Genomic DNA, 23,901 nt, shown 5'->3' with positions numbered 1-23,901 from the left:
ACCATGAGTGAGTCATTACCAAGAGCGAGATGGATAGAGGCGAGCGCCAGCCGTGTCCAGCAGCAGTCCTGCTTCTCAGTTCGGCCCCAATGAGTGGCTGGTCGAGGAGATGTACGAGCAGTTCCTCGCCGATCCGTCGTCCGTGGACCCGGCCTGGCACGACTTCTTCGCCGACTACAAGTCGACGCAGCGGTCGGGCAACGGGGCGGCGGCAGCCGCGGAGAGCGGCACCACGACCGCCACCAAGACCGCTCCGGCCCAGGCCGCGCCGTCCACCGCGAGCACCGCCGCGCCGACGACCGCGCGGCAGCCGCAGCAGCCGGCGAAGAGCCAGGCCGCCCAGTCGGGAACGACGGCTCAGCCGGCCCAGAAGCCCGCGACCAAGCCCGCGCCCGCCCAGGCCGCCAAGGCCGCGCCGGTGCAGCCGGTCAAGGGCGAGGAGCAGAAGCAGCTGCGCGGCGCCGCCGCCGCCATCGCGAAGAACATGGAGCTCTCGCTCACCGTTCCGACCGCGACGAGCGTGCGCGCCGTGCCCGCCAAGCTGCTGGCCGACAACCGCATCGTGATCAACAACCACCTCAAGCGCACCCGCGGTGGGAAGGTCTCCTTCACCCACCTCATCGGGTACGCGGTGGTGCGGGCGCTCAAGGCCTACCCGAACATGAACCGGCACTTCGGCGAGGTCGACGGCAAGCCGTTCGTGATCACGCCGGAGCACGTGAACTTCGGCCTGGCGATCGACCTGCCCGGCAAGGACGGCGCCCGCACGCTGGTCGTGGCCTCGATCAAGGGCTGCGAGAACATGACGTTCACGCAGTTCTGGCAGGCCTACGAGGACCTGATCCGCAAGGCGCGGACGGGCTCGCTGACCACCGAGGACTTCTCCGGCACCACCATCTCGCTGACCAACCCCGGCACCATCGGCACCAACCACTCCGTGCCGCGCCTGCAGGCCGGCCAGGGCACGATCATCGGCGTCGGCGCGATGGAGTACCCGGCGCACTTCCAGGGCACCAGCGAGCAGGCCCTGACCGACATGGGCGTCAGCAAGGTCATCACGCTGACCTCCACGTACGACCACCGCGTGATCCAGGGCGCGGAGTCCGGCGAGTTCCTGCGCCGCATCCACCAGCTCCTGCTGGGCGAGGACGGCTTCTACGACGACGTCTTCACGTCGCTGCGGCTGCCGTACGAGCCGATCCGCTGGGTCGCCGACATCCCCGAGGGCGCGGTCGACAAGACCGCCCGCGTGATCGAGCTGATCGACGCGTTCCGCACCCGCGGCCACCTGATGGCCGACACGGACCCGCTGAACTACCGGCAGCGCAGCCACCAGGACCTCGACGTCCTGTCGCACGGCCTGACCCTGTGGGACCTGGACCGGGAGTTCCCGGTCGGCGGGTTCGCGGGCCAGGAGCGGATGAAGCTGCGCGACATCCTGGGCGTGCTGCGCAACTCGTACTGCCGCACGGTCGGCGTCGAGTACATGCACATCCTCGACCCGGAGGAGCGCCTCTGGATCCAGGACCGCGTCGAGGTGCCGCACGAGAAGCCGCCGGCCACCGTGCAGAAGTACATCCTGTCGAAGCTCAACGCCGCCGAGGCGTTCGAGACCTTCCTGCAGACCAAGTACGTCGGCCAGAAGCGGTTCTCGCTCGAGGGCGGCGAGACGGTCATCCCGCTGCTCGACGCGGTGCTGGACAAGGCCGCCGAGCACGAGATCGACGAGGTCGTCATCGGCATGCCGCACCGCGGCCGGCTGAACGTGCTGGCGAACATCGTCGGCAAGCCGATCTCGCAGATCTTCCGCGAGTTCGAGGGCAACCTCGACCCCGGCCAGGCGCACGGCTCCGGTGACGTCAAGTACCACCTGGGCGCCGAGGGCAAGTACTTCCGGATGTTCGGCGACGGCGAGACGAAGGTGTCGCTGACCGCGAACCCGTCGCACCTGGAAGCCGTCGACCCGGTGCTCGAGGGCATCGTCCGGGCCAAGCAGGACATGCTCGACAAGGGCGGCGAGGGCTTCACCGTGCTCCCGGTCGCGCTGCACGGCGACGCCGCGTTCGCGGGCCAGGGCGTGGTCGCCGAGACGCTGAACCTGGCGCTGGTGCGCGGTTACCGCACCGGCGGCACGGTGCACGTGGTCGTGAACAACCAGGTCGGCTTCACCACCGCGCCCGAGCACTCGCGCTCGTCGAAGTACTCGACCGACGTGGCGAAGATGATCGGCGCGCCGGTGTTCCACGTCAACGGCGACGACCCCGAGGCGTGCTACTGGGTCGCCAAGCTGGCGGTGGACTACCGGCAGGCGTTCAACAAGGACGTCGTGATCGACATGGTCTGCTACCGCCGCCGCGGCCACAACGAGGGCGACGACCCCTCGATGACGCAGCCGGCGATGTACGACGTGATCGACACGAAGCGCTCGGTGCGCAAGACCTACACCGAGTCCCTGATCGGTCGCGGCGACATCTCGGTCGAAGAGGCCGAGAAGGCGTTGCAGGACTTCTCCTCGCAGCTGGAGCACGTGTTCAACGAGGTCCGGGAGCTGGAGAAGCACCCGATCAAGACCTCGCCGTCGATCGAGCAGGAGCAGCAGGTCCCGACCAAGCTGCCCACCGGGGTCGACCGGTCGATCATCGAGAAGATCGCCGACGCGCACGTGAACCTGCCCGAGGGCTTCACCCCGCACCCGCGGGTCAAGCCGGTGCTGGAGCGGCGCGCCAAGATGGCCCGCGAGGGCGGCATCGACTGGGCGTTCGCCGAGCTGCTGGCGTTCGGGTCGCTGGTGCTGGAGGGTCGCACGGTCCGCCTGGCCGGGCAGGACTCGCGGCGCGGCACGTTCGTGCAGCGGCACGCGACGCTGGTGGACCGCAAGCGGTCCGAGGAGTACACGCCGCTGCAGAACCTGGCCGAGGGCCAGGGCAAGTTCATGGTGTACGACTCGGTGCTGTCGGAGTTCGCGGCGCTCGGCTTCGAGTACGGCTACTCGGTGGCCAACCCGGACGCGCTGGTGCTGTGGGAGGCGCAGTTCGGCGACTTCGTCAACGGCGCGCAGCCGATCATCGACGAGTTCATCTCGTCCGGTGAGGCGAAGTGGGGCCAGGTGTCCGACGTCGTGCTGCTGCTGCCGCACGGTCACGAGGGCCAGGGCCCGGACCACACGTCCGGCCGGATCGAGCGGTTCCTCCAGCTGTGCGCGGAGGGCTCGATGACGATCGCGGTGCCGTCGACGCCGGCGAACTACTTCCACCTGCTGCGGCGGCACGCGCTGGACGGCGTGAACCGCCCGCTGGTGGTGTTCACGCCGAAGTCGATGCTGCGCCTGAAGGCCGCGGTCAGCCCGGTCGAGGCGTTCGTGGAGGAGAAGTTCCAGTCGGTGATCGACGACCCGACCGGCGTCGACCCGAGCGCGGTGCGCAAGGTCCTGCTGTGCAGCGGCAAGATCTACTACGAGCTGCTGGCCGAGCAGGAGAAGCGGGGCGTCAAGGACGTCGCCGTGGTGCGCGTCGAGCAGCTGTACCCGGTGCCGGCGCGCAAGCTGACCGCCGCCCTGGACCGCTACCCGAACGCCACCGAGGTCCGCTGGGTCCAGGAGGAGCCCGCGAACCAGGGCGCGTGGCCGTTCTTCGGGCTGGCGCTGCCCGAGCTGCTGCCGTCGCGGTTCGCGGTGAAGCGCGTGTCGCGTCGCCCGATGGCCGCGCCGTCGGCGGGTTCGTCCAAGGTGCACGAGGTCGAGCAGCGCGAGCTGATCGCGAAGGCGTTCGAGTAACACCCGTTGGTTCGCGCCGAGCCGTCGAGACCTCCCCGGGTTTCGGCGGCTCGGCCGTTTCGTTGGAGGAAAGGCCCGTGTACTTCACCGATCGCGGCATCGAGGAACTGGAGGCCCGGCGGGGCGAGGAGGAGGTGACGTTCGCCTGGCTGGCCGACAAGCTGCGGGCGTTCGTGGACCTCAACCCCGACTTCGAGACGGCCGTCGAACGCCTGGCCACCTACCTGGCACGTGACGACGAGGACTTCGAGGACTGAGCGCTCCGACACCGGGCCGACAACCAGGTCCGGTCGTGGTCAGCCAGGCGGCGGGCCGTGAACAGGTGGGACCACCAGGTGCGGTCGTCGGCGCGGTGGACGAAGGTGAGGACGATTGGGGTCACCCGTCCGCCCGAGAGGCCCTGGTTGATCACCGACCGACTCCCCGGCGCGCGTGCACGGACGAGTCCTGTCCGGAGGCGACCGGGACCAGCGAGGGGTTCTACGTGCCGGCATCAGCGGTGTCCGAGATCGAATCCCGGACGAACGAACCTGACAGGCGCGATGTGGCCACAGTCAGCGGAGCGCGCTTCGACCTGCCTGAGGGGGACCACCGCAGTGAAAGGTACGACCAGCCGGCTGGTCGACCTGCCTTCGCTGATCAGCACCACCAGCGAGCGAGATCAGGACGCGACGGTCTGATCGGGTCACGTCACCAGGCGTACGCCTCCGGGGCGGGCTTGGCGCCGTTCGGGCCCGGGGCCGGGAACAACGAGTCCAGCGTCGCCAGCACCTCGTCGTCGAGCTTGATCTCGGTGGACCGCAGCGAGCCGACCAGTTGCTCCAGGGTGCGGGGGCCGATGATCGGCGACGTCACGCCTTCCTGGTGCAGGAGCCACGCCACGCCGACGTGCGCCGGGTCCTCGCCGAGGTCCGCCGAGAGCTTCTCGTAAGCCTCGATCGCGTCGCGGTGCTTCTCCAGCGCCTCCAGGCTGCGCCCCGCCGTGCCGCGCGATCCACCGCCCTCGCGCTGCTTGCGCAGCACACCGCCGAGCACCCCGCCGCCCAACGGCGACCACGGGATCACGCCGACGCCGTAGTGGCGCGCCGCCGGCAGGACCTCCAGCTCGACGAACCGGTTGACCAGGTTGTAGATCGACTGCTCGCTGACCAACCCCAGGAAGTGGCGCTCGCGCGCCGCCTGCTGCGCCTGCGCGATGTGCCACCCGGCGAAGTTGGACGACCCGAAGTAGATCACCTTGCCCTGCTGCCGCAGCACGGAGAAGGCCTCCCAGATCTCGTCCCACGGCGTGGCCCGGTCCACGTGGTGCATCTGGAGCAGGTCGATGTGGTCGGTCTGCAACCGTTGCAGCGACGCGTCCGCGGCCCGCCGGATGTGCAGGGCGGACAGCCGCTTCTCGTTCGGCCAGTCCCCCATGTCGCCGTACAGCTTGGTGGCGAGCACGGTCTTCTCCCGACGCCCGCCGCCCTGCGCGAACCACCGGCCGATGATCTTCTCGGTGACGCCCTCGCCCCGCTGCCACCCGTAGACGTCGGCGGTGTCGAAGAAGTTGATGCCGTGCTCGTGGGCCCAGTCCATGATCGTGTGGCTGTCGGACTCGGACGTCTCCGGGCCGAAGTTCATCGTGCCGAGGCACAAGCGGGACACGGACAGGCCGGAACGGCCGAGCTGGGTGTACTCCATGCGGCCAGCCTGCCTCAAGTCGATCGCCGGGACCACCTGGCCGGGTTCTGCGCAAACCGCTCCGCCGCAACGGATCCCGAGGTTAAGATCCGCGCCTACCCCGCCTCGGGCGGGCATGGGGGCTGGGGGAGGCCTGCATGGGGGGAGTCGCGCACGACCACGTCCGGGCACGGGACGCGGTCGCCCTTCCGCACGCCGTGCTGCTCGTGCTCGCCGCGATCGCCGCGGCCGTCGTCGCCCAGGGCGGGTACTACCTGCCCGGCCGGCTCTTCACCGGCGCGCTCGTCGCGTTCGCGCTGGTCCTGGCACTGCGCGACCGCCCGGGGCTCGGGCTGGTCCCGGTGGCGTGCGCGGGGCTCGCCGCGTGGGCCGTCCTGCGCGCGGCCCTGACCGGTTCGGTCACCCACTCCCTGCCCACGGTCGCGGCCGTCGGCTGCCTGGCCGCGGCGGTGGTCGTGGTCCGGGGCGCCGACGCCAGGCAACGGGAGCTGTGCGCGTCGGTGCTGGTCGGCGCAGGCGCGCTGGTCGCGCTGACCGGCTGGGTGGCCGTCGTCTGGCGGGTGCCGTCGTGGTCGGTGGTCGCCGACGGCCTGGCCCGCGCCGCCTCCACCGTCACCTACCCCAACGCCGCCGCCGCGCTGCTCGCCGCGCTCACCGTGCTCGCGCTGGCCCTGAACACCGCCCACCCGGACTCGTTGCCGCACGCCGGCGCGGTGTACGCGCTGGTCGTCGGCGTCGGCGCGACGCTCAGCCGCGCCGGTCTTCTGGCGCTGCTGGCCGGGATGGTGGCGTTGGCCGTGTTCAACGACGTCCGCGCCACCCTGCGGCACGCCGGTCCGCCCGTCCTCGGCGCGCTGATCGCCGTGGGCGCGCTGGCGCCGTCGTTCCCGGTCGCCGAACCGGCCCGCCCGGCGCTCGCGGTGGCAGGCCTCGTCGTCGGTCTCGCGGTCACCCTCGGCCTGAACCGGGTGACACCGCTGTTCCGGCTGGTCGGTGTGGTGGCCGGGCTCGCCGCGATCGGGCTCGGGGCGCTCTTCGCCCTCGACCTGGGCAGGCTGCTCGCGGGCCGGGTCTCGACCAGTTCACCGGACCGCGCCGGCGCGACGGGCGCGGCGCTGGACCTCGTCGCCACGCGGCCGTTGGCGGGCGTCGGACCCGGCAACGGGTGGTTCACGTTCACCGGTCCCGGCGGCGACTCCCGCGTGATGCGGTACGTGCACAACGAGTACCTCCAGGTCCTGGTCGAGCTCGGCGCGATCGGGCTCGGCCTGGTGCTGCTGGTCCTGGCCGCGCTGGCCGTCACGGTGTGGCGTGGCCGCGCCGGGTCGTCGTGGGCGGGGGCCGCCGCGGGCCTCGTCGTCCTGCTGGTGCACAGCGGTTTCGACTTCCTGTGGCACCTGCCCGTGATCGTGCTGACCGCCGGGCTGCTCGCCGGCCTGGCCTCCCCCGAACGCGCTGCCCGCACACCCGTGCGGACAGCACCCACCGCAGAGGAGAACCGATGAAGATCCCATCCATCCGCAACCTGCGCCCGGCCCGGGCGGCGGCCGTGCTGGCCGTGGTCGCGGGCGCGATCTTCGCGTCCGTGCTGCCGTCCAGCGCCGACGTGAGCGCGCAGTCCCCGTCGCAGCCCGCGATCCAGCTCCAGGCGCAGGGGGAAAGACTCGCGCGCGGGGCAGCGGTCAAGATCGACGTGCAGATCGTCTGCCCGCCGCCGGGCTACGCCTACGTCAACGTCCGGCTCACCCAGCGCGTCGGTCCCGCCATCGCGACCGGCTCGGGCTTCGCGCAGCCGTTCTGCACCGGCGGCACGCAGACGGTCACCGTCTCGGTGCACGCCGCGGAGTTCCCGTTCCGCGCGGGCACGGCCTTCGCCTCGGCCACGATGTCCGGCCCGTTCAACGGCCAGATCTCGGACGACCGCGAGGTCACGATCGTCAACCCGTGACGTGGCGGGGTGGGGCTCACCCTGACGAGTGGGCCCCGCCTCCGGGCGCCGCGAGGCCGAACTCGTAGGCCGCGATCACGGCCTGCACCCGGTCCCGCAGGCCGAGCTTGCTCAGCACGTTGCTGACGTGCGTCTTCACCGTGTGCTCGGTGACCACCATGGCCCGCGCGATCTCCGCGTTGGACAGGCCGCGCGCGATCAGCGCCAACGTCTCCTGCTCCCGCGCCGTCAACGCGGGCACCCGCACGGGCGCGCGGTCGGTCGCCGTGAACCGGGAGATCAGCTTCCGCGTCACCGACGGCGCGAGCAGCGACTCGCCGGCCGCGATCACGCGGACCGCGTGCGCCAGGTCGTCCCGCCGCACGTCCTTGAGCAGGAAGCCGCTCGCGCCCGCCTTCAACGCGTCGTACACGTACTCGTCCACGTCGAACGTGGTCAGCATCAGCACCTTGGTCTCCGCGCTCACCTGCCGCGCGGCCTCGATGCCGTTCACGCCCGGCATGCGGATGTCGAGCAGCACGACGTCCGGCCGCAGCTCCCGCACCGCCGCGACGGCCGCCGCGCCGTCGCCGACCTCCGCGACCACCTCGATGTCCGGCTGGGCGTCGAGGATCATGGCGAACCCGGCGCGCACCAGCTCCTGGTCGTCGGCGACCACCACGCGGATGCTCATGCCGGCAACCTGACCAGCACCTGGAACCCGGGCCGGTCGGGGCGCGGGCCGGCGCTCGCCGTGCCACCGCACGCGGCGGCACGTTCGTGGACGCCGATCAGGCCGTGCCCGCCGCCGCCAGGCCGGCCGCCGCGGCCGTCGTCGACGACGCTGATCACGAGCGAGTCGTCCCGCCAGTCGAGTCGGACGTCCACCCGGGCCGCGCCCGCGTGCTTGACGACGTTGGTCAGTGCTTCCTGGGTGATGCGGTAGGCGGCGACGGCCACGTCCGGGCGCAGCGCCAGCGGTTCGCCGACGCCGGTGAAGCCGACCTCCAGCCCCGCGTTGCGGAGCTGCTCGGCCAACCCGGGCAGGTCGTCGATCGTCGGCTGCGGCGCGTGCGGCCCGTCGTCGCCCTTGAGCACCGCGAGGATGCCCCTGAGCTGGACCATCGCGTCACGTCCGGCCGCCGCTATGGCGTCGAACGCGGCCTCGGCCCGCGCCGGGTCGGCCCGCAGCACCACCGGCCCGGCCTCGGCCTGCACCACCATCACGCTCACCGCGTGGGACAGGATGTCGTGCATGTCCCGGGCGATCCGGGCGCGTTCCCGCTCGGCGGCGCGCTCGGCCTCGACCCGGCGCTCCCGCTCCAGCCGGGCGGCGCGCTCCTCGGAGGCTGCGGTGGCCCGGCCGAGGCCGTAGGCGGCGACGAACAGCACCACCGTCCGCAACGCCGTCTCCGACGAGCCGACCAGCAGCACCGTGCCGCCGACCGACACCACCAGCGCCACCACCCGCGCCCGTCGGCCCGAGTGGGCGGCGACGGCGTGCACGGCCACGATCCCGCCGTACCAGACGGGCTGGGCGGGCACGTCGCCGCCGAGGTCGTACAGGCCGGTCGCGACCAGGCTCGCCGCCAGCGCCGCCAACGGGGCCTCGCGCCGCCACAGCAGGGGCACGGCCGAGGCGATCACGACCGCGTGGCCCCACCAGTGGTAGGAGTCGTCACGGGCCAGGAACGGCCACAGCTGCACCACCGCGACCAGCGCGGGCAGACCCAACCGGAGTAGCACGTGAAGCATCCTCACACGAGGACGGGCGTGGTCTCGCGGACCTGGCGGACGTCACGTTCCCGGCGGGCCAGGGGCAGGAACGAGACGAGCATCAGCACCGCGCCGACGGGGATGAGGTCCTTGTCGACGAGCGGCATCGCGAGGTCGGCGAACACCAGCACCGGCGTCCACGCCTTCACGTGCCGGTGCAGGGCGAGCTGGACCACCAGCACGAGTTGGCCGACGTAGAACAGGTACGGGCCGAGGTCGTAGACCACCGTCGACACACCCGGCAGGGTCCGGACCTCACGGGTCCACGTCGCCATCCCCGCGTGGTCGTCGGCCACGAACCCGGCCACCACGTCCACCGCGAACTGGCCGAACAGCGCCAGCGCGCCCACCGCGGCGACCACGGCGGTGACGCGGGCACTGGGCCCGATCAGCCGGCGCATCTGCCGGAAGATGCCGATGAACAGGGCCAACGCGGCCAGGAACGCCAGGTGCCCGATCGTCCAGGCGGGACCGGGTCCGCGTTCGCCGTCGAACCCGTCGATGATCCGGAAGACGCCGTAGGTCAGGACGAGCAGCGGTGCGGCGACGAACTCGGGGCGCTTGATCGTTGTCATGCCGCAGATCCTGCGGATTCCGCGACCGGAACTGATCGCTCGCGCGAGCGGTCTTCCGCCTCACTCTCAAGAGGGAGGAGCGAGGTACGCGCGGGTCGAGGACTCCAGCGCGGCCACGCACGCCGCGACCACGGGGTGACCGCCCGCGCCGCGGCGGTAGGCGATGCGGGTGCGGCGGTGGACGTCCAGCGGGACCAGGCGGACGTCGGCGGGCGGGCGCGTGGCGCCGAGTTCTGGCACGAGCGCGACGCCCTGACCGGCGGCGACGAGGGCGAGCACGGCGGTGAAGTCGTCGGCGTGGTGGCGCACCCTGGCGGTGAAACCGGCCGCCTGGCAGACCCGCGTCGCCACGGTGTGGCAGAGCGTGCCGGGGGTGCCGACGATCCACGCCGCGTCACGCGTGCTCGCGATCGTCCCCTCCGGCCCTTCGGCGGGCACGGCGAGGAACACCTTCTCGTCCAGCAGCCGCACGGAGTCCACGCCGGGGTCCGGCTCGACGGGCGCGATGTCGTAGTCGTGCCACAGCGCCACGTCCAGCCGCCCGTCGCGCAACGCGTCAGGCATGTCGACCGGGTCCAGCTCGGTGACCATGAGGTCGAGCGCCGGGTGGTCACGGCCCAGCGCGACCAGCGCGGCCGGCAGCAGGGTCGGCACGGCGCTGGGGAACGCGCCGATCCGCACGGTGCCGGACAGGCCGGTGCGTGCGGCGGCCAACGTGGCGGTCGCGGCTTCCAGGGCGGCCAGGATCGTCTCGGCGTGCTGGACGAGCGCGGTGGCGGCGGGCGTGAGGCTGACGCTGCGGCCGGTGTGCTCCAGCAGCGGCACGCCCGCCTCGCGTTGCAGGGCGGCGAGCTGCTGGGACACGGCGGACGGCGTGTAGGCGTGGGCCTGGGCGACGGCGGCGATCGTGCCGAGGCGGGCCAGGTCGCGCAGGAGCCGCAGGCGGCGGACGTCGAGCATCAGTTCAGCTTACGGTTGCCGTGAGGAACGCGAACTGGTGCTTCACGGTCTGGGCGGGCACCGTGGCGGTATGACGCTCACCGGCCTGCACGTCCCGCTGATCACGCCGTTCGACCGGTCGGGGGCCGTGGCCCTCGACGCCCTGGAGGCCCTCGCCCACCAGGCGTTGGACGACGGCGCGCGCGGCCTGGTGGCGTTGGGCACGACGGCGGAGCCCTCGTCGCTCACGCCGGTCGAGCAGCAGGCCGTGCTCGGTGTCGTCACGCGGGTCTGCCGTGAGCGCCACGCACCGCTGGTGGTCGGCGCGAACACCCCGCAGGCGTTGGCGGCGCTGGCCGACCACCCGGAGGTGGAGGCGTCGCTGACCGCGGTGCCGTCGTTCGTCCGGCCGGGAGAGGAGGGCGCGCTCGCCTACCTGACCCGACTGGCCGCCGACAGCCCGGTGCCGCTGGTCGTCTACGACATCCCGTACCGGACGGGCCAGTACCTGTCCGCGGCCACGTTGCGGCGACTGGCGGACGTGCCGGGGGTCGTCGGCCTGAAGTACGCGGCGGGCGGGATCAACGCCGACACGGTCGAGCTGTTCGCCGACCTGCCGGACCTGGTGGTCCTCGGCGGGGACGACACGTTCATCTCACCGCTGCTGGCGCTGGGCGCGCACGGCGGCATCCTGGCTTCGGCGCACGTCGCCACCAGCGAGTTCGTCCGGCTGATCGACGCTTGGCACGCCGGTGACGTCGCCGTGGCGCGCGCCCTGGGCGGACGGCTGGGCCTGCTGTCGGCCGCGCTGTTCGCCGAGCCGAACCCGACCGTGGTGAAGGCCGTGCTACACGCTCAGGGCCGCATCCCGACGCCGGACGTCCGCCTCCCGCTCCTGCCCGCGGGCCCCGAGAGCACCTCGGCCGCCCTCACCGCCGCCGAACGCCTGCTCGCCACACCGCGTGCGTGAGCCGGTAAGCAGGCACTCAGAACGACTTGATCCTCGTTCGGGAATGCTGCGCGGCATTCTCGAACCAGAGGACGGACATCAGGTCGAAAGTTTGAGGACCACGAGGAACGTCGCGAACGCCTTCGGTGCGGAGAAGTTCGAGGGAGAGAGGCTCCCAGGAGCCTGCCGACAACTGAGCCGTCAGGACTCGGTGAACGGGCTTGCCTGCGTCCTGCGCCTTGCGCAGCCAGCCCGGCAGAGCGCGGGCGTAAGCTTTTCCAGCGCCGATGGCCAGCAAGAATTGCATCGAAGTCATGAACCGCCCACGAGGTATCGACTCGAGCGCCCAGGAGGCGCGATCAACAAATGAGTCGGGCGATGAAGGGTAGACTGCGGGGTACACTTCCAATTCGGAACCCTGCACCACCACACCCTCACGAACCACAACGCCGAGGTACCGGCGTATACCTCGGAATCGGCGATTCGCGACGCCGGCGAGATCTGCTCCGTACTTGCACGGCTCACACACCATCGTCACGCGTATCGCGACATCGTGTTCTCCGACGAGAAGTGCTCCGGGAGCAACTCGGTCTTGACCGCCGGACGGGTTTCGCAGTAGCAGGTTCGAGCGAGCGCCTTCAGCGGAAACACCACAGTCCGAAAGGCTGTCCACGAATGCGAGGGAAACTTGGCGAGGTGATCGCTCCGGGTTCACGTCGCCGATAACGCCGTGATCGGGGCCGAACTTCAACGCGTCCGCCCTGCTCATCTGCTCCCCAGCCAGAACCTTCGCGAACAACGCTTCTACCTTCAGGTTCGACATCCGTTCGGTCGGCACCGGGCAACCGTAGCAGTGGACTCTCGAATCTGCTGCAGACGCGCCTTCGTCGGCTCATGGGGGCACGACCTCTGTCGAGATGGCGCGCAAGGGGACGGTCGATCCGGGGGGGTGGCTCCGAGGACTAGGGCCGATGCGGCGACCTCCCGTCCGACTCCACCTAGATCTGGACATCTACGGCCCGAGCGCGACCGAGAGCAACCAGAACGTCCACCTATAGGGTGCGTTTCCCTCCCCTGCAGGTCACGCTGCAACTTCGGACGGCAGCATCTGCGGGAGGCGTCATGGTCCGGGAACCTTCGACAGCCTTGAGGCCAAGCCACGACGACAACGAGTTGACTCAGGCTTTTCGGGCTTTGCGACCGACCGTTGCCTACGGTGCTCGCAGCTTTCCAAGCGTGGCCCAGTATCGTCGGGCGGTTGCCGAACTCGAGGAAACAGATCGTTGGGACAGACCTCGTGTCCTCGTCGCGGCCCAGCGAGACTGGCATGCCAGAGGACAGAACGGCTGCGTGTTCGCACGCCTGACGGCGCTCGCCGCAGGAGGACTCCGATGGGACTACGTCGTCGCCGACTTTGAAGCCGGGGTGTCGACGACAGAGGTCGTCGGCGATCTGGTGCGAGACTCCGCCACGGCGGACGGCGTTGAAGTCTTGAGCCTTCTCGTTCCCGCGCTCACAACTGCAGATGAAGTGGCGAAGTTCATCCGTGAACTCGTCGAGTCATCGGCTTTCTGGCTGGAACGCGACGAGGCGATCGACGACTTGATGGTCGCCCACCTTCGCTATCCCGTGCCGGCCGCTTCCACCGACGTCCAGGCCTGGGTCATGGGTTTCGGACCGTTCGAGTGGATGCCCAACACTCGCCGAAGCCCATACTTCGAACTCGTGATCCGCGTTCAGGAAAAGAGATCCTGGCTCTTCCACCGACTCAACCAGGACCGTGATATCGCTCACCTCGCCGATGTTCCCCTGAACATGCCACAGCACCACTGGGAACACCGGTGGCAGAGCACTCGCCGCCGCACGAGGATGATCCTGCAGAAGGAGCCGGACAGCTACTCGGCGGCCAAGTGCACCCTGGCTATTCCGCTCGCAGAGCTACACGGCCCCGACCGCACGTGACCACTGCACTTCGCAAATCCGAGACAACTTCACAATTGTCGGGGCGAGCCGACCACTGACGACTGTAACGGGTCACGCGCTGCCAGCGATCCATGAGGAACGGAGGCGGGTGAGCCGGGGGTGGACGATGCAATGTCCATACTGCCAGACGGAGCACACACGAGTGCTCGAAACGCGGCGCGCCGAAACGGGCACCGTGCAGCGACGTCGGGCGTGCCAGGAGTGCGGGCAACGCTTCGCGACGGTCGAGCGGATCAGTACGGAATTCCTCCGGGTCCGCAAGCAGGACGGCAGCTTGGAGAACTTCAGTCGCGAGAAGATCGCAAAGGGAATAGGTAAGGCATCGAGTGTCTTCCGCATCTCGACCGCCGATATCGATGCATTCGTCGAACGGATCGTCGATCGTCTTCAACCACCCGGGCCCGGCATCCCGATCCCATCCCATGAGATCGGTCACCTGGTGTTGCAGATACTCCAGGACTCAACCTCGGTGACCGACGTCGCACGCATCCGGTTCGCGATGACGTTCCTCGGGAAAGTGAGCCGTAAAGGCGGATTCAGAGACGCGCAAGATTTACGGCACTGGCTTGAGAACAACTACCCGTTGCCGATCACCCATGCCCACGTCGATCACACGAACCCAGATGTGCTCAAGCGCACACCCGGTCACGTGGAGACGTTCGACCATCGCAAGCTGGAGCGAAGCATCGGCCTGGCCGCCAAGGGACGCGGCACTGACTCCTTTGTCCGCACATTCGCCAGCCGGGTGGCCCGACTGGTGCGCGAACGGATCGTCGACCAGCCCGTGATCACCAGCCAGCAGATCGCGACGGAAGTCCTGAGCAGCCTGCGCCAACATGACGAGATCGCTTACCTGCGCTATGCGGCCACCGTGAAGCCCTTACGGTCGGTGGAAGACTTCTGGCGGGAAGTGCTTTCCCTCACCACAGGTCCCGAAACACGTAGTACCGAGATTCCGGGTTGAGTTCGACACGGACAGGTCGAGGAGGTTCAGGAAAACTTATGTCATCCTTCATCGTCGGGGTCGTGAGCTCGCTGGTCGCCAGCATCCTCATACTCGGTGGCGGCTGGTTCGGCTCGTTCAAGTTCCGGCGATTCTGCACGCGAACCCTGGGCAAGTTGGCCAAGGTGGACATTCTCGCCGCGTTTCCCACGCAAAGGGATGCGGCTGGCGATGTCACAGCCGCGCTCGAGCAGGCCGCCGAGGTGTCGTTATTCGTCGGCCGAGGCAGCGAACTGACCAGGGCAACCTTCGATGGAATGTGGAACGCCGCAGGGGGCAGAATCCGCAAGATCCGGGTCCTGCTGCCCGATCCGGAGATGTCAGGACCTGGGTCCTGGTTTGCCGATCGCGAAAACGAGATGGCCGGCCATGACACGGCTTACGGCGACAACCTCATCGCCGAACAAGTCAAAACCAATCTCCGCTACCTCATGGGCAAAGCCGCCGGAAAGCCGGAGATCGAAGTTCGGGTGTACGACTTCCCACATCTGGGCCGCCTGATCATCACGGACAAGTCGGCCTTCCTCACGACCTACCGGGGTAGCGAGCACGGTTCCGCCTCGCCTTGCCTCCTGTTCAGCCGAAGTGGCCCACTCTACGACTTCTGCATGCGCATCTTCGACAAGGCGTGGATGAAGGCCAAACCTTATCGCCTGCCTGCCCGCCCGGCAACGGCAACTCGTGATGGCCACCCTCGAACCCGGCACCGCGAATAGTTCTCGGGGATGAGAAATGTCGACAGACCAACCTCAACGGTGTGACCACACGAGCGTCGGAGTGGTGATCGAAGGCCCCGGCGGCTACCTGGCGATGCTGAAGAGAGCGCGGTTCCCGGTCGGGATCGCGCCCGTTGCCGGACACGTGGACCTGCATGGCACGCCTCGGCTTGCCGCGTTGGCGGAGGCTGCCGAAGAACTAGGCGTGAACCTTGACGACGAACAACTCGAGACCACTCCAATATGCGGACGGGTTGTTGACAACCGCTGTCGTCGAGCCGGCGGCCACTACCATTCGTGGTGGATCTACCGCGTCGCCCTGGCGAGTCTGGTCGAACTGATACCAGATTCGGCCGAAACGCTGGGAGCGTCTTGGTGCGCACCAGCTGTCGTGGCGGACCTCGCGGCACGAACCCGCGCATACCGCTCAGGAGAGCTGTCCGCGACCTCGTGGAGCAACGAGCCAGGTCTCGAAGAGGTGTGGGTGGAATTCTTGACCGAGCTGAGATACATCTGACATGGCCACCCTGAAGGTCACGCGGTGGTCGTTGCGGCCGTATTCCATCGGTGTGGAAGAAGGAGCGGTTCGGCAGGTCTCGCCGTCGGGCCGCGTCAACGGCGAGCACCAGGCGGCCATCGGCGGCACGCGACGACGGCGAACGCACCGGCACGTCGCGCAACCGATCGGACCGTTGTTGACCGCACCAGGCCAAGGGAAGCTCACCGCCGCCGAACGCCTGCTCGCCACACCGCGTGCGTGAGCGGGACGCCCGGCCGGTACGCCAGGTGCGTGGTCGAGGGCGCGTCGAGCACGTGGAGGTCGGCGCGGGCGCCCGGTGACAGGTGACCGACGTCGTCACGCCGCAACGCCTTGGCTCCGTTCAGCGTGGCGGCGGTGACGGCCTCCTCGATGGTCAGGTGCATCTGGAGGACTGCTGTCGTGATGCAGTAGGCCATCGAGGTGGTGTAGGAGCTGCCCGGGTTGCAGTTGCTGGCGAGGGCGACGGTCGCGCCCGCGTCGAGGAGTTGCCGGGCCGGTGGCAGCGATTGGCGGGTCGACAGGTCGCAGGCGGGCAGCAGGGTCGCGACGGTGGACGAGTGCGCCAACGCGTCGACGTCGGCGGCCGAGAGGTACGTGCAGTGGTCGACGCTGGCCGCGCCCAGCTCCACCGCCAGCCCCACACCGGGGCCCTCGCCCAGCTGGTTGCCGTGCACCCGCAGCCCGAGGCCCCTGGCCCGCGCGGCTTCGAGCACGGCCCGGGACTGGTCGGCGTCGAACGCGCCCCGCTCGCAGAACACGTCCGCCCACCGCACGTGCGGCGCGACGGCGTCCAGCATCTCGCCGACCACCAGCGACACGTACTCGTCCGCGTCCACACCCGGTGGCACCAGGTGCGCGCCCAGGAAGGTGACCTCGTCGGCCACGTCCGCCGCGATCCGCGCCGACCGCACCTCGTCCTCGACGGTCAGCCCGTAGCCGGTCTTGGTCTCGATCGTGGTCGTGCCCTGGGCGACGGCCTCGCCGACCAGCCGGCGCAGGTTCGCCGCGAGCTCGTCGTCCGACGCCTCCCGGGTAGCGCCGACCGTCACCGCGATCCCACCGGCCGCGTACGCCTGACCGGCCATGCGGGCTTCGAACTCGGCCGTCCGGTCGCCCGCGAACACCAGGTGCGTGTGGCTGTCCACCCAGCCCGGGAGGACCGCCCGCCCCTCCACGTCGATCCGGGTGTCGGCGGCCGGCGCGGAGGACGCGGGGCCCACCCACTCCACGCGGTCGGTGAAGACGAGGGCGACATCGGCGAGGCGACCGAGTTCGGGGTCGTTCGTGGTCAACTCACCGATACCGGTGACGAGCGTGCTGCTCACGACCGCACGAACCGCTGCCACGCGGACGCCGAGAAGGCCAACCTGCCCGCATCGGGCTTCTTCGAGTCCCGAACCGCCACGACCGGGGAGGCGAAGGCCACCTCGACGCAGTTGCCTTCGTTACCACCGCCGCTGCGACTGCTCTTCCTCCACACCGCACCGGTGAGGTCCATAGTGGACAACAGGCCGCCTCTCATTCCTGCTCGGCGATGATCTGCTCGATGAAGGCGACCGAGTCCTGTGGACCGAGCGCCCGATCGAGCAAGTGGTCGAACAGCAGCTTAGCCCGCCACACCTCGTTGGGTTCCTCTACTTGGATGGAGCCGGTCGGGTACTCGACGTACAGGATGGTCCGGTCTTCCGGATCGGGGAAGTCCAACAGGGTGAAGGAACCGGTCTGTCCGCCATGTGCGCCGATGCCCCTCGGCAGGACGCGCAAGTTCACAGTGCTCAGCTCGGCCATCATGACCAGGTGTTCGAGCTGATCGCGCATGACAGCCGGGCCACCGATCGTCTGGCGAAGCGCGGACTCATCGAGGAGGGCGGACAGGTGCAGGGGTCTTCCTCATCGATCAGCCGCCGCTGCCGGATGGTCCGGACCTCGACCTGCGCGTTGAGCTCAGTCTGGGTGCGCTTGAGCGCGTCCGCCTCGAAGACCGCCCGCATGTAGGGCTGGGTTTGGAGCAGACCAGGGACGTAGATGAGCGCTACTTCCCGAATCTCCGTCGCCTCGGTCTCCAGGTCGACGTAGCCCAAGGCCCTCATACCGAACTTCATCCACCACTGCGGCTTCAGGGCATCGCGGACGTCGTCGATGAGGTGCGGGTCGTACTGGTCGTAGACATCCATCATCGAGCGGGCGAGGTGGACGTCGACTTTCGTCTCCCCCGCTTCCAGGCGGTAGAGGCTGTTGCGGTGCTTGTCCAGGGCGATGGCGGCGTCTTCGATGGTCATGCCTGCCGCCTCGCGCATCCGGCGCAAGCGGCGGGCCAACTTCCTGCGACGAAAGGTCGGGCGCGGTGGTGGCATGAAGCCATGATCCTGAGCGGGAGTGCGGCGAGTGGGAATCTCGCCACCCGATCAGGCGAGTACGTCGTTGAGGAGCCGCGCGACGTCTCCCAGCTGCTCGTGCACACCATCGCGGGCTACGACCTTCCCCCCTACTACTACGACAGAGACGTCCGAAGCGGTCGCGGCCAGGACAATTTGCTCTGGGGCGGTGCCGGCGGTGCGGACCGAGTTCACCCGAACGGCTACGAGATCCGCCGGTGCGCCGACCTCGATCCGACCGGCTTCGGGCCAGCCGATCGAGGCGTGGTTCGTCAGTGCCGCAACGAGGTCCGCCGGCGCGAAACGGCCGCGTTCACCCGTCCGCAGGCGCTCGTGGTGCTCCAGCGCCCGCGCCTCCAACAACGGGTCGATCACCGCGTGCTGGTCGCTGCCCAACGACAGCGGCGACCCGGCCTCGACCAGCTCCCGCGCCGGGCCGATGCCGTCCGCCAGGTCCGCCTCGGTCGTCGGGCAGAAGCAGACACCGGTGCGCGTCGAACCGAGCAGACCGATGTCCTTAGTGGACAGGTGCGTCCCGTGCACGGCCGTCGTGCGCGGCGTGAGGGCGCCGGCCTCGGCCAGCAACTCGGTCGGGGTGAGGCCGTACGCCGCCAGGCACTCCTCGTTCTCGGCCGGTTGCTCCGACAGGTGGACGTGCAGCGGCCGATCGGGGAACGCGCCCGCTACCAGCGACAACGTTTCACGTGGCACCGCGCGGACCGAGTGGATCGCCGCGCCGACCTTGGTGTTCCCGTCACCGCGCAGCTCGGCGACCCTGTCCAGCCACCGGTCCCCGGTCCCGTCGGAGAACCGCTCCTGCACGCCGCGCACGGGCTGCCCGATCCCACCCGCCAGGTAGCAAGCGTCCAACAGGGTGAGCCTGATCCCGGCGTCACGCGCCGCCTGTCGCAGCGCCTCCGCCATCTCGTTGCCGCCGTTGTGCAGGTAGTGGAACTCGCCCACCGCCGTCACGCCGGCCACCGCCATCTCCGCGTACACGGCCGTGGCCAGCTTCAGGTACGAGTCGGGCGTCAGCCGCTCCGCCACCGCGTACATCCGGTCGCGCCACGTCCAGAACGTGCCGCCGTCGGAGTTCGTGCGCCCGCGCAACGCCCGGTGGAACGCGTGCGAGTGCGCGTTCGCGAAGCCCGGGAGCACCAGGCCGTAGAGCCGTTCCACGCCGAGCGGAATGGTGTCCACAGTGGACACGGAGGCGATGACCCCGCGGTCCACCCGCACCAGCACCCGCGCCGCGACACCGTCCGGCAGCCACACCCGCTCGCACCAGAAGCTCTTCATCGCGTCAGGTGCTCCAACGTCGTCGCCAGCGCCAGCACGCCCGCCGCGCAGTCGTCCGCCTCGGCGAACTCCTCCGGCGCGTGGCTGATCCCGGTCGGGTTGCGCACGAACAGCATGGCGGTGGGCACGTGCGCCGCCAGGATCCCGGCGTCGTGACCGGCACCGGTCGGCAACGCGGGCGTGTCGTCACCGAGCGCTTCCCGCAGGCGGGACATGAGGCCGGGGTCGAAGTGCACCGTCCCGCCCCAGCTCTCCTCGGTCACGCGCACCTCGCAGCCCTCCGAGGCAGCCGCCTCACGCGCCGCCGACGTGATCTCCGAGACCACCTCGCGGGTGCGCGGCTCGTCGTCGGCCCGCGCGTCCAGCCACACGTCCACCGACGACGCGATGACGTTGGTGCCACCGGGGTTCGGCACGACCCGGCCGACCGTGGCCCGCGCGCCGGAAGTGGCCGCACGGCGGGCGGCCAGCACCAGCTGCGCGGCGGGCAGCATCGGGTCGCGCCGGTCCTCGATCAACGTCGCGCCGGCGTGGTTGCCCTCGCCGCTGAACGTGTACCGCCACCGCCCGTGCGCCAGGATCGAACTCGCCAACCCCACCGGCACCTCCAACCCGCGCCCCTGCTCCACGTGCAGCTCGACGAACGCGCCGACGGACGACAGCGCGCGGTCGTCCCGACCCATCCGCAACGGGTCGAACCCGGCCGCGTGGGCGGCCTCGCCGAACGTGACGCCGTCCGCGTCCACCAGCCTGGCCGCGGCCTCGGCCGTGATCGCGCCCGTCATCAACCGCGACCCGAGGCAGGCGACGCCGAACCGCCCGCCCTCCTCCTCCACGAACACGACGATCGCCAGCGGCTTCGAGGGCACGAACCCGCGAGCGCGCAGCAGGTCGAACGCCTGCAACGCCGACACGACGCCCAACGGCCCGTCGAACGCGCCGCCGCCGGGCACCGAGTCGAGGTGGCTGCCGGTGATCACCGCGTCCGGCCCGGGCGCGCCCCACCACGCCCAGAGGTTGCCGTTGCGGTCGGGCCGCACGTCCAGCCCCCGCCGCTCGGCCTCCTCCACGAACCACGCCCGCAGCTCCAGCTCGACCCGGTCGAAGCCGTGCCGCGAGTAGCCGCCGCGCCGCGCGTCGCGCCCGACGTCGGCGATGTCCGCGAGGTCAGTCATCGGCGCTCATCGGGATCGGGACGTTCTTCGACGCGGCCACGTCGACCGCCCGCTGGTAGCCGGCGTCGACGTGCCGGATCACGCCCATGGCGGGGTCGTTGGTCAGCACCCGTTCGATCTTCTGCGCCGCCAGCGGCGTGCCGTCCGCGACCGTGACCTGGCCGGCGTGGATGGACCGGCCGATGCCGACGCCGCCGCCGTGGTGCAGCGACACCCAGGTCGCCCCGGACGCGGTGTTGACCAGGGCGTTGAGCAGCGGCCAGTCGGCGATCGCGTCCGAGCCGTCGGCCATCGCCTCGGTCTCCCGGTACGGCGACGCGACCGAGCCGCAGTCGAGGTGGTCGCGGCCGATCACGATCGGCGCGGACAGCTCGCCCGACGCCACCATCTCGTTGAACTTCAGGCCCGCGAGGTGCCGCTCGCCGTACCCGAGCCAGCAGATGCGGGCGGGCAGGCCCTGGAACTCGACCCGCTCACCGGCCATCTTGATCCACCGCGCGAGCTGCTCGTTCTCCGGGAACAGCTCCAGGATCGCCCGGTCGGTCTTGGCGATGTCGGCCGGGTCGCCGGACAGCGCGGCCCAGCGGAACGGGCCCTTGCCCTCGCAGAACAGCGGCCGGATGTAGGCGGGCACGAAGCCGGGGAAGTCGAACGCCCGCTCGTAACCGCCCAGCTTGGCCTCGCCGCGGATGGAGTTGCCGTAGTCGAACACCTCGGCCCCGCGGTCCAGGAAGCCCACCATGGCCTCGACGTGGTCGGCCATCGACTCGCGGGCCCGGTCGGTGAACTCGTCGGGCTTCCGGGCCGCGTAGTCGGGCCAGTCCTCGACCGCGACGCCCTTCGGGCAGTACGCCAGCGGGTCGTGCGCGGAGGTCTGGTCGGTGACGATGTCCACCGGCACGTCGCGGCGCAGCAGCTCCGGCAGCACCTCGGCGGCGTTGCCGATCAGGCCGACCGACAGCGCCCGGCCCTCGGACTTCGCGGCGAGCACGCGGGCGATCGCGTCGTCGAGGTCGTCGGCGATCTCGTCCAGGTAGCGGGTCTCCACGCGGCGGCGGGCGCGCTGCGGGTCGACCTCGACGCACAGGGCCACGCCCTCGTTCATGGTGACCGCAAGCGGTTGCGCGCCGCCCATGCCGCCGAGGCCCGCGGTGACCGTGAGCGTGCCGCGCAGGGTGCCGTTGAACCGCTTGGTGGCCACCGCGGCGAACGTCTCGAACGTGCCCTGGAGGATGCCCTGGGTGCCGATGTAGATCCACGAACCGGCCGTCATCTGGCCGTACATGGTCAGGCCCTCGGCTTCCAGCCGGCGGAACTCGGGCCAGTTCGCCCAGTCCGGCACGAGGTTGGAGTTCGCGATGAGCACGCGCGGCGCCCACTCGTGCGTCCGCATGACGCCGACCGGGCGGCCGGACTGCACGAGCAGCGTCTCGTCGTCGGCGAGGTTCGCCAGCTCGCGGCTGATGGCGTGGAAGCTCGGCCAGTCGCGGGCGGCCTTGCCCGTGCCGCCGTAGACGACCAGGTCCTCGGGGCGTTCGGCCACGTCCGGGTCGAGGTTGTTGTGGAACATCCGCAGCGCGGCCTCCGTCGGCCAGCTGCGGGCGGTCAGTTCGGTCCCTCGGGCAGCGCGCACCATCACAGGGCTCCCTTCCGGATGAGGTCTTCGGCGGCGGCGATCTCGGGCGCGAGGTGGCGGTCCGGGCCGGGGCCGGGGACGTGCTCGCGCAGCTTCGCGACGGCCGCCGCGGTGGCGGGTGCGGGGTTGAGCGGTTTGCGCAGGTCCAGTGCGCGGGCCGCGGTCAGGAACTCGATCGCGAGGACCCGGCGCAGGCCGTCGGCGGACTGGCGCAGCTTGCGCGCGGCGGACCAGCCCATGGAGACGTGGTCCTCCTGCATCGCGCTGCTCGGGATCGAGTCGACGGACGCGGGCACGGCCAGGCGCTTGAGCTCGCTGACGATCGCGGCCTGCGTGTACTGGGCGATCATGTGGCCGGAGTCGACGCCCGGGTCGTGGGCCAGGAACGGCGGCAGGCCGTGCGACCGGTTGACGTCGAGCATCCGGTCGGTGCGGCGTTCGGCGATGCTCGCCACGTCCGCGGTGGGGATGGCGAGGAAGTCCAGCACGTAGGCGATCGGCGCGCCGTGGAAGTTGCCGTTGGACTCGACCCGGCCGTCGGCCAGCACCACCGGGTTGTCGATGGACGAGGCCAGCTCGCGGTCGGCGACGGTCTCGGCGTAGGCCACGGTGTCCCTGGCCGCGCCGTGCACCTGCGGCGAGCAGCGCAGCGAGTAGGCGTCCTGCACGCGCGTGCAGTCCGGGCCGCGGTGGCTGTCCATGATCTCGGAGTCGCGCAGGATCTCCGCCATGCGCCGCGCGGAGCGGCCCTGGCCGGGGTGCGGGCGCAGGGCCTGGAGGTCGGCGGCGAACACCCGGTCCGTGCCGAGGAGGGCTTCCACGCTCATCGCGGCCGTCAGGTCGGCGACGTCGAGCAGGTAGTTCAGGTCCCGGACCGCCAGGATCAGCATGCCGAGCATGCCGTCCGTGCCGTTGATCAGCGCCAGGCCTTCCTTCTCGGCCAGGCGGACGGGCCGGATGCCCGCCTTGGCGAGGGCCTGCGCGGCGGGGACCAGGTTGCCCTCGGCGTCGCGCACGTCGCCCTCGCCGGTGAGCGCGAGGGCGGCGGCGGACAGCGGGGCCAGGTCGCCCGAGCAGCCGAGCGAGCCGAACTCGTGCACGACCGGGGTGATGCCGGCGTTGAGCATCGCCGCCATCGCCTCGGCGGTCTCCAGCCGGACGCCGGTGTGGCCGCTCGCCAGGGTCTTGAGGCGGAGCAGGACGAGGGCGCGCACGACCTCGCGCTCGACCTCGGGACCCGCGCCCGCCGCGTGCGAGCGGACCAGGGACTGCTGGAGGGCGGCGCGGCGGTCCGGCGGGATGTGCCGGACGGCCAGCGCGCCGAAGCCCGTGGACACGCCGTAGGTCGGCTGCTCGGCCGTGGCCAGGCGTTCGATGTGCGCCCGGGCGGTGGTGACCGCCTCGCGGGCCGCCTCCGTGATCTCCACGGGCGCGTCGCCCCGGGCGACGGCGTGGACGTCGTCGCGGGTCAGCGGTTTCGGACCCAGCTGCACGGGTTGCTGCATGTGCCCATCTCAACCCGGCGGCCCGATCCGCACGACCCGACATCCGC

The 23,901-nt window shown here is 70.4% G+C and carries 23 protein-coding genes; 9 read left to right on the top strand and 14 right to left on the bottom strand.

Features of this window, described 5'->3' with window-relative positions; genetic code table 11:
* The first annotated feature begins 52 nt into the window (after positions 1–52).
* Both AB0H12_RS37790 and AB0H12_RS37785 read left to right on the top strand, forming a co-directional pair.
* Complete coding sequence (locus AB0H12_RS37790; RefSeq protein ID WP_499629580.1) at positions 53–3,772, top strand: multifunctional oxoglutarate decarboxylase/oxoglutarate dehydrogenase thiamine pyrophosphate-binding subunit/dihydrolipoyllysine-residue succinyltransferase subunit; 3,720 nt, start codon at positions 53–55, stop codon at positions 3,770–3,772.
* A gap of 77 nt (positions 3,773–3,849) precedes the next feature.
* Positions 3,850–4,029, top strand: coding sequence for a DUF6104 family protein (locus tag AB0H12_RS37785; protein WP_230572188.1), 180 nt, complete (start codon positions 3,850–3,852; stop codon positions 4,027–4,029).
* A gap of 433 nt (positions 4,030–4,462) precedes the next feature.
* On the opposite strand, the gene AB0H12_RS37780 is transcribed toward AB0H12_RS37785, so the two are convergent.
* Complete coding sequence (locus AB0H12_RS37780) at positions 4,463–5,455, bottom strand: aldo/keto reductase (protein WP_499629578.1); 993 nt, start codon at positions 5,453–5,455, stop codon at positions 4,463–4,465.
* Between the two features lie 137 nt (positions 5,456–5,592).
* On the opposite strand from AB0H12_RS37780, the gene AB0H12_RS37775 reads away from it, so the two are divergent.
* Entirely contained in the window at positions 5,593–6,960 is a 1,368-nt protein-coding gene (locus tag AB0H12_RS37775; protein ID WP_499629576.1) for an O-antigen ligase family protein, read from the top strand.
* Positions 6,957–7,403, top strand: coding sequence for a hypothetical protein (locus tag AB0H12_RS37770; RefSeq protein WP_499629574.1), 447 nt, complete (start codon positions 6,957–6,959; stop codon positions 7,401–7,403). The genes AB0H12_RS37775 and AB0H12_RS37770 overlap by 4 nt, the downstream gene beginning before the upstream one ends.
* Positions 7,404–7,419: 16 nt before the next feature.
* Here AB0H12_RS37770 and AB0H12_RS37765 read toward each other — a convergent pair whose 3' ends face one another.
* From AB0H12_RS37765 to AB0H12_RS37750, 4 genes are all read right to left on the bottom strand, one after another.
* Entirely contained in the window at positions 7,420–8,076 is a 657-nt protein-coding gene (locus AB0H12_RS37765) for a response regulator (protein WP_499629573.1), read from the bottom strand.
* The gene (locus tag AB0H12_RS37760) at positions 8,073–9,128 is read right to left on the bottom strand and encodes a sensor histidine kinase (protein WP_499629571.1); all 1,056 of its coding nucleotides are present in this window, start codon (positions 9,126–9,128) and stop codon (positions 8,073–8,075) included. Before AB0H12_RS37760 ends, AB0H12_RS37765 begins: the two co-directional genes overlap by 4 nt.
* A gap of 11 nt (positions 9,129–9,139) precedes the next feature.
* Positions 9,140–9,733 carry a hypothetical protein gene (locus AB0H12_RS37755; RefSeq protein WP_499629569.1) on the bottom strand — a complete coding sequence of 198 codons (594 nt, stop codon included), beginning with the start codon at positions 9,731–9,733 and terminating at the stop codon, positions 9,140–9,142.
* Between the two features lie 66 nt (positions 9,734–9,799).
* A complete protein-coding gene (locus AB0H12_RS37750; RefSeq protein WP_499629567.1) occupies positions 9,800–10,693 on the bottom strand; it encodes a LysR family transcriptional regulator in 894 nt (297 codons plus the stop codon).
* 70 nt (positions 10,694–10,763) lie between these two features.
* Here AB0H12_RS37750 and AB0H12_RS37745 point away from each other — a divergent pair, with 70 nt between their 5' ends.
* Complete coding sequence (locus AB0H12_RS37745; RefSeq protein ID WP_499629565.1) at positions 10,764–11,642, top strand: dihydrodipicolinate synthase family protein; 879 nt, start codon at positions 10,764–10,766, stop codon at positions 11,640–11,642.
* 16 nt (positions 11,643–11,658) lie between these two features.
* Here AB0H12_RS37745 and AB0H12_RS37740 read toward each other — a convergent pair whose 3' ends face one another.
* Complete coding sequence (locus AB0H12_RS37740) at positions 11,659–12,459, bottom strand: hypothetical protein (RefSeq protein WP_499629563.1); 801 nt, start codon at positions 12,457–12,459, stop codon at positions 11,659–11,661.
* Positions 12,460–12,971: 512 nt separating this feature from the next.
* Here AB0H12_RS37740 and AB0H12_RS37735 point away from each other — a divergent pair.
* From AB0H12_RS37735 to AB0H12_RS37720, 4 genes are all read left to right on the top strand, one after another.
* On the top strand, positions 12,972–13,583 hold the full coding sequence (locus tag AB0H12_RS37735) for a hypothetical protein (protein ID WP_499629561.1): 612 nt from the start codon (positions 12,972–12,974) through the stop codon (positions 13,581–13,583).
* A 127-nt stretch (positions 13,584–13,710) separates the two neighbouring features.
* Complete coding sequence (locus AB0H12_RS37730; protein WP_499629656.1) at positions 13,711–14,568, top strand: ATP cone domain-containing protein; 858 nt, start codon at positions 13,711–13,713, stop codon at positions 14,566–14,568.
* 62 nt (positions 14,569–14,630) lie between these two features.
* A complete protein-coding gene (locus AB0H12_RS37725) occupies positions 14,631–15,323 on the top strand; it encodes a hypothetical protein (RefSeq protein ID WP_499629559.1) in 693 nt (230 codons plus the stop codon).
* Positions 15,324–15,339: 16 nt separating this feature from the next.
* Positions 15,340–15,840, top strand: coding sequence for an NUDIX domain-containing protein (locus AB0H12_RS37720; protein ID WP_499629557.1), 501 nt, complete (start codon positions 15,340–15,342; stop codon positions 15,838–15,840).
* Between the two features lie 203 nt (positions 15,841–16,043).
* On the opposite strand, the gene hutI is transcribed toward AB0H12_RS37720, so the two are convergent.
* The 8 genes from hutI to hutH all read right to left on the bottom strand — a co-directional run bounded on the left by hutI (position 16,044) and on the right by hutH (position 23,854).
* Positions 16,044–17,189 (bottom strand): imidazolonepropionase, encoded by a 1,146-nt coding sequence (hutI, locus tag AB0H12_RS37715; RefSeq protein ID WP_499629556.1) that lies wholly within the window; start codon positions 17,187–17,189, stop codon positions 16,044–16,046.
* Positions 17,186–17,362, bottom strand: coding sequence for a DUF397 domain-containing protein (locus tag AB0H12_RS37710; protein ID WP_499629654.1), 177 nt, complete (start codon positions 17,360–17,362; stop codon positions 17,186–17,188). Before AB0H12_RS37710 ends, hutI begins: the two co-directional genes overlap by 4 nt.
* Positions 17,363–17,382: 20 nt before the next feature.
* Positions 17,383–17,700 (bottom strand): DUF5753 domain-containing protein, encoded by a 318-nt coding sequence (locus AB0H12_RS37705; RefSeq protein WP_499629652.1) that lies wholly within the window; start codon positions 17,698–17,700, stop codon positions 17,383–17,385.
* Positions 17,652–18,143 carry a Scr1 family TA system antitoxin-like transcriptional regulator gene (locus AB0H12_RS37700; RefSeq protein WP_499629554.1) on the bottom strand — a complete coding sequence of 164 codons (492 nt, stop codon included), beginning with the start codon at positions 18,141–18,143 and terminating at the stop codon, positions 17,652–17,654. Before AB0H12_RS37700 ends, AB0H12_RS37705 begins: the two co-directional genes overlap by 49 nt.
* 126 nt (positions 18,144–18,269) lie before the next feature.
* A complete protein-coding gene (locus AB0H12_RS37695; protein WP_499629552.1) occupies positions 18,270–19,538 on the bottom strand; it encodes a formimidoylglutamate deiminase in 1,269 nt (422 codons plus the stop codon).
* Positions 19,535–20,713, bottom strand: coding sequence for an allantoate amidohydrolase (locus tag AB0H12_RS37690; RefSeq protein ID WP_499629551.1), 1,179 nt, complete (start codon positions 20,711–20,713; stop codon positions 19,535–19,537). The genes AB0H12_RS37695 and AB0H12_RS37690 overlap by 4 nt, the downstream gene beginning before the upstream one ends.
* Positions 20,706–22,349: a urocanate hydratase gene (gene hutU, locus AB0H12_RS37685; RefSeq protein WP_499629549.1), complete on the bottom strand. Its 1,644-nt coding sequence runs from the start codon at positions 22,347–22,349 to the stop codon at positions 20,706–20,708. The genes AB0H12_RS37690 and hutU overlap by 8 nt, the downstream gene beginning before the upstream one ends.
* On the bottom strand, positions 22,349–23,854 hold the full coding sequence (hutH, locus tag AB0H12_RS37680) for a histidine ammonia-lyase (RefSeq protein WP_499629547.1): 1,506 nt from the start codon (positions 23,852–23,854) through the stop codon (positions 22,349–22,351). Before hutH ends, hutU begins: the two co-directional genes overlap by 1 nt.
* Between the last annotated feature and the right edge of the window lie 47 nt (positions 23,855–23,901).

Source organism: Actinosynnema sp. NPDC023794 (genome assembly GCF_040639675.1).
Taxonomy (GTDB): Bacteria; Actinomycetota; Actinomycetes; order Mycobacteriales; family Pseudonocardiaceae; genus Actinosynnema; species Actinosynnema luteola.
Note: the sequence above shows the minus strand (reverse complement) of the source record. Positions and strands in the feature narration are given on the sequence as shown.

What these genes read in the sequence shown, in the direction of transcription:
- AB0H12_RS37780 (WP_499629578.1), bottom strand. Translation starts at nt 5,455, where the DNA reads ATGGAGTACACCCAGCTCGGCCGTTCCGGCCTGTCCGTGTCCCGCTTG.
- AB0H12_RS37775 (WP_499629576.1), top strand. Translation starts at nt 5,593, where the DNA reads ATGGGGGGAGTCGCGCACGACCACGTCCGGGCACGGGACGCGGTCGCC.
- AB0H12_RS37770 (WP_499629574.1), top strand. Translation starts at nt 6,957, where the DNA reads ATGAAGATCCCATCCATCCGCAACCTGCGCCCGGCCCGGGCGGCGGCC.
- AB0H12_RS37765 (WP_499629573.1), bottom strand. Translation starts at nt 8,076, where the DNA reads ATGAGCATCCGCGTGGTGGTCGCCGACGACCAGGAGCTGGTGCGCGCC.
- AB0H12_RS37755 (WP_499629569.1), bottom strand. Translation starts at nt 9,733, where the DNA reads ATGACAACGATCAAGCGCCCCGAGTTCGTCGCCGCACCGCTGCTCGTC.
- AB0H12_RS37750 (WP_499629567.1), bottom strand. Translation starts at nt 10,693, where the DNA reads ATGCTCGACGTCCGCCGCCTGCGGCTCCTGCGCGACCTGGCCCGCCTC.
- AB0H12_RS37745 (WP_499629565.1), top strand. Translation starts at nt 10,764, where the DNA reads ATGACGCTCACCGGCCTGCACGTCCCGCTGATCACGCCGTTCGACCGG.
- AB0H12_RS37730 (WP_499629656.1), top strand. Translation starts at nt 13,711, where the DNA reads ATGCAATGTCCATACTGCCAGACGGAGCACACACGAGTGCTCGAAACG.
- AB0H12_RS37720 (WP_499629557.1), top strand. Translation starts at nt 15,340, where the DNA reads ATGTCGACAGACCAACCTCAACGGTGTGACCACACGAGCGTCGGAGTG.
- AB0H12_RS37710 (WP_499629654.1), bottom strand. Translation starts at nt 17,362, where the DNA reads ATGGACCTCACCGGTGCGGTGTGGAGGAAGAGCAGTCGCAGCGGCGGT.
- AB0H12_RS37700 (WP_499629554.1), bottom strand. Translation starts at nt 18,143, where the DNA reads ATGACCATCGAAGACGCCGCCATCGCCCTGGACAAGCACCGCAACAGC.
- AB0H12_RS37695 (WP_499629552.1), bottom strand. Translation starts at nt 19,538, where the DNA reads ATGAAGAGCTTCTGGTGCGAGCGGGTGTGGCTGCCGGACGGTGTCGCG.
- AB0H12_RS37690 (WP_499629551.1), bottom strand. Translation starts at nt 20,713, where the DNA reads ATGACTGACCTCGCGGACATCGCCGACGTCGGGCGCGACGCGCGGCGC.
- hutU (WP_499629549.1), bottom strand. Translation starts at nt 22,349, where the DNA reads ATGGTGCGCGCTGCCCGAGGGACCGAACTGACCGCCCGCAGCTGGCCG.
- hutH (WP_499629547.1), bottom strand. Translation starts at nt 23,854, where the DNA reads ATGCAGCAACCCGTGCAGCTGGGTCCGAAACCGCTGACCCGCGACGAC.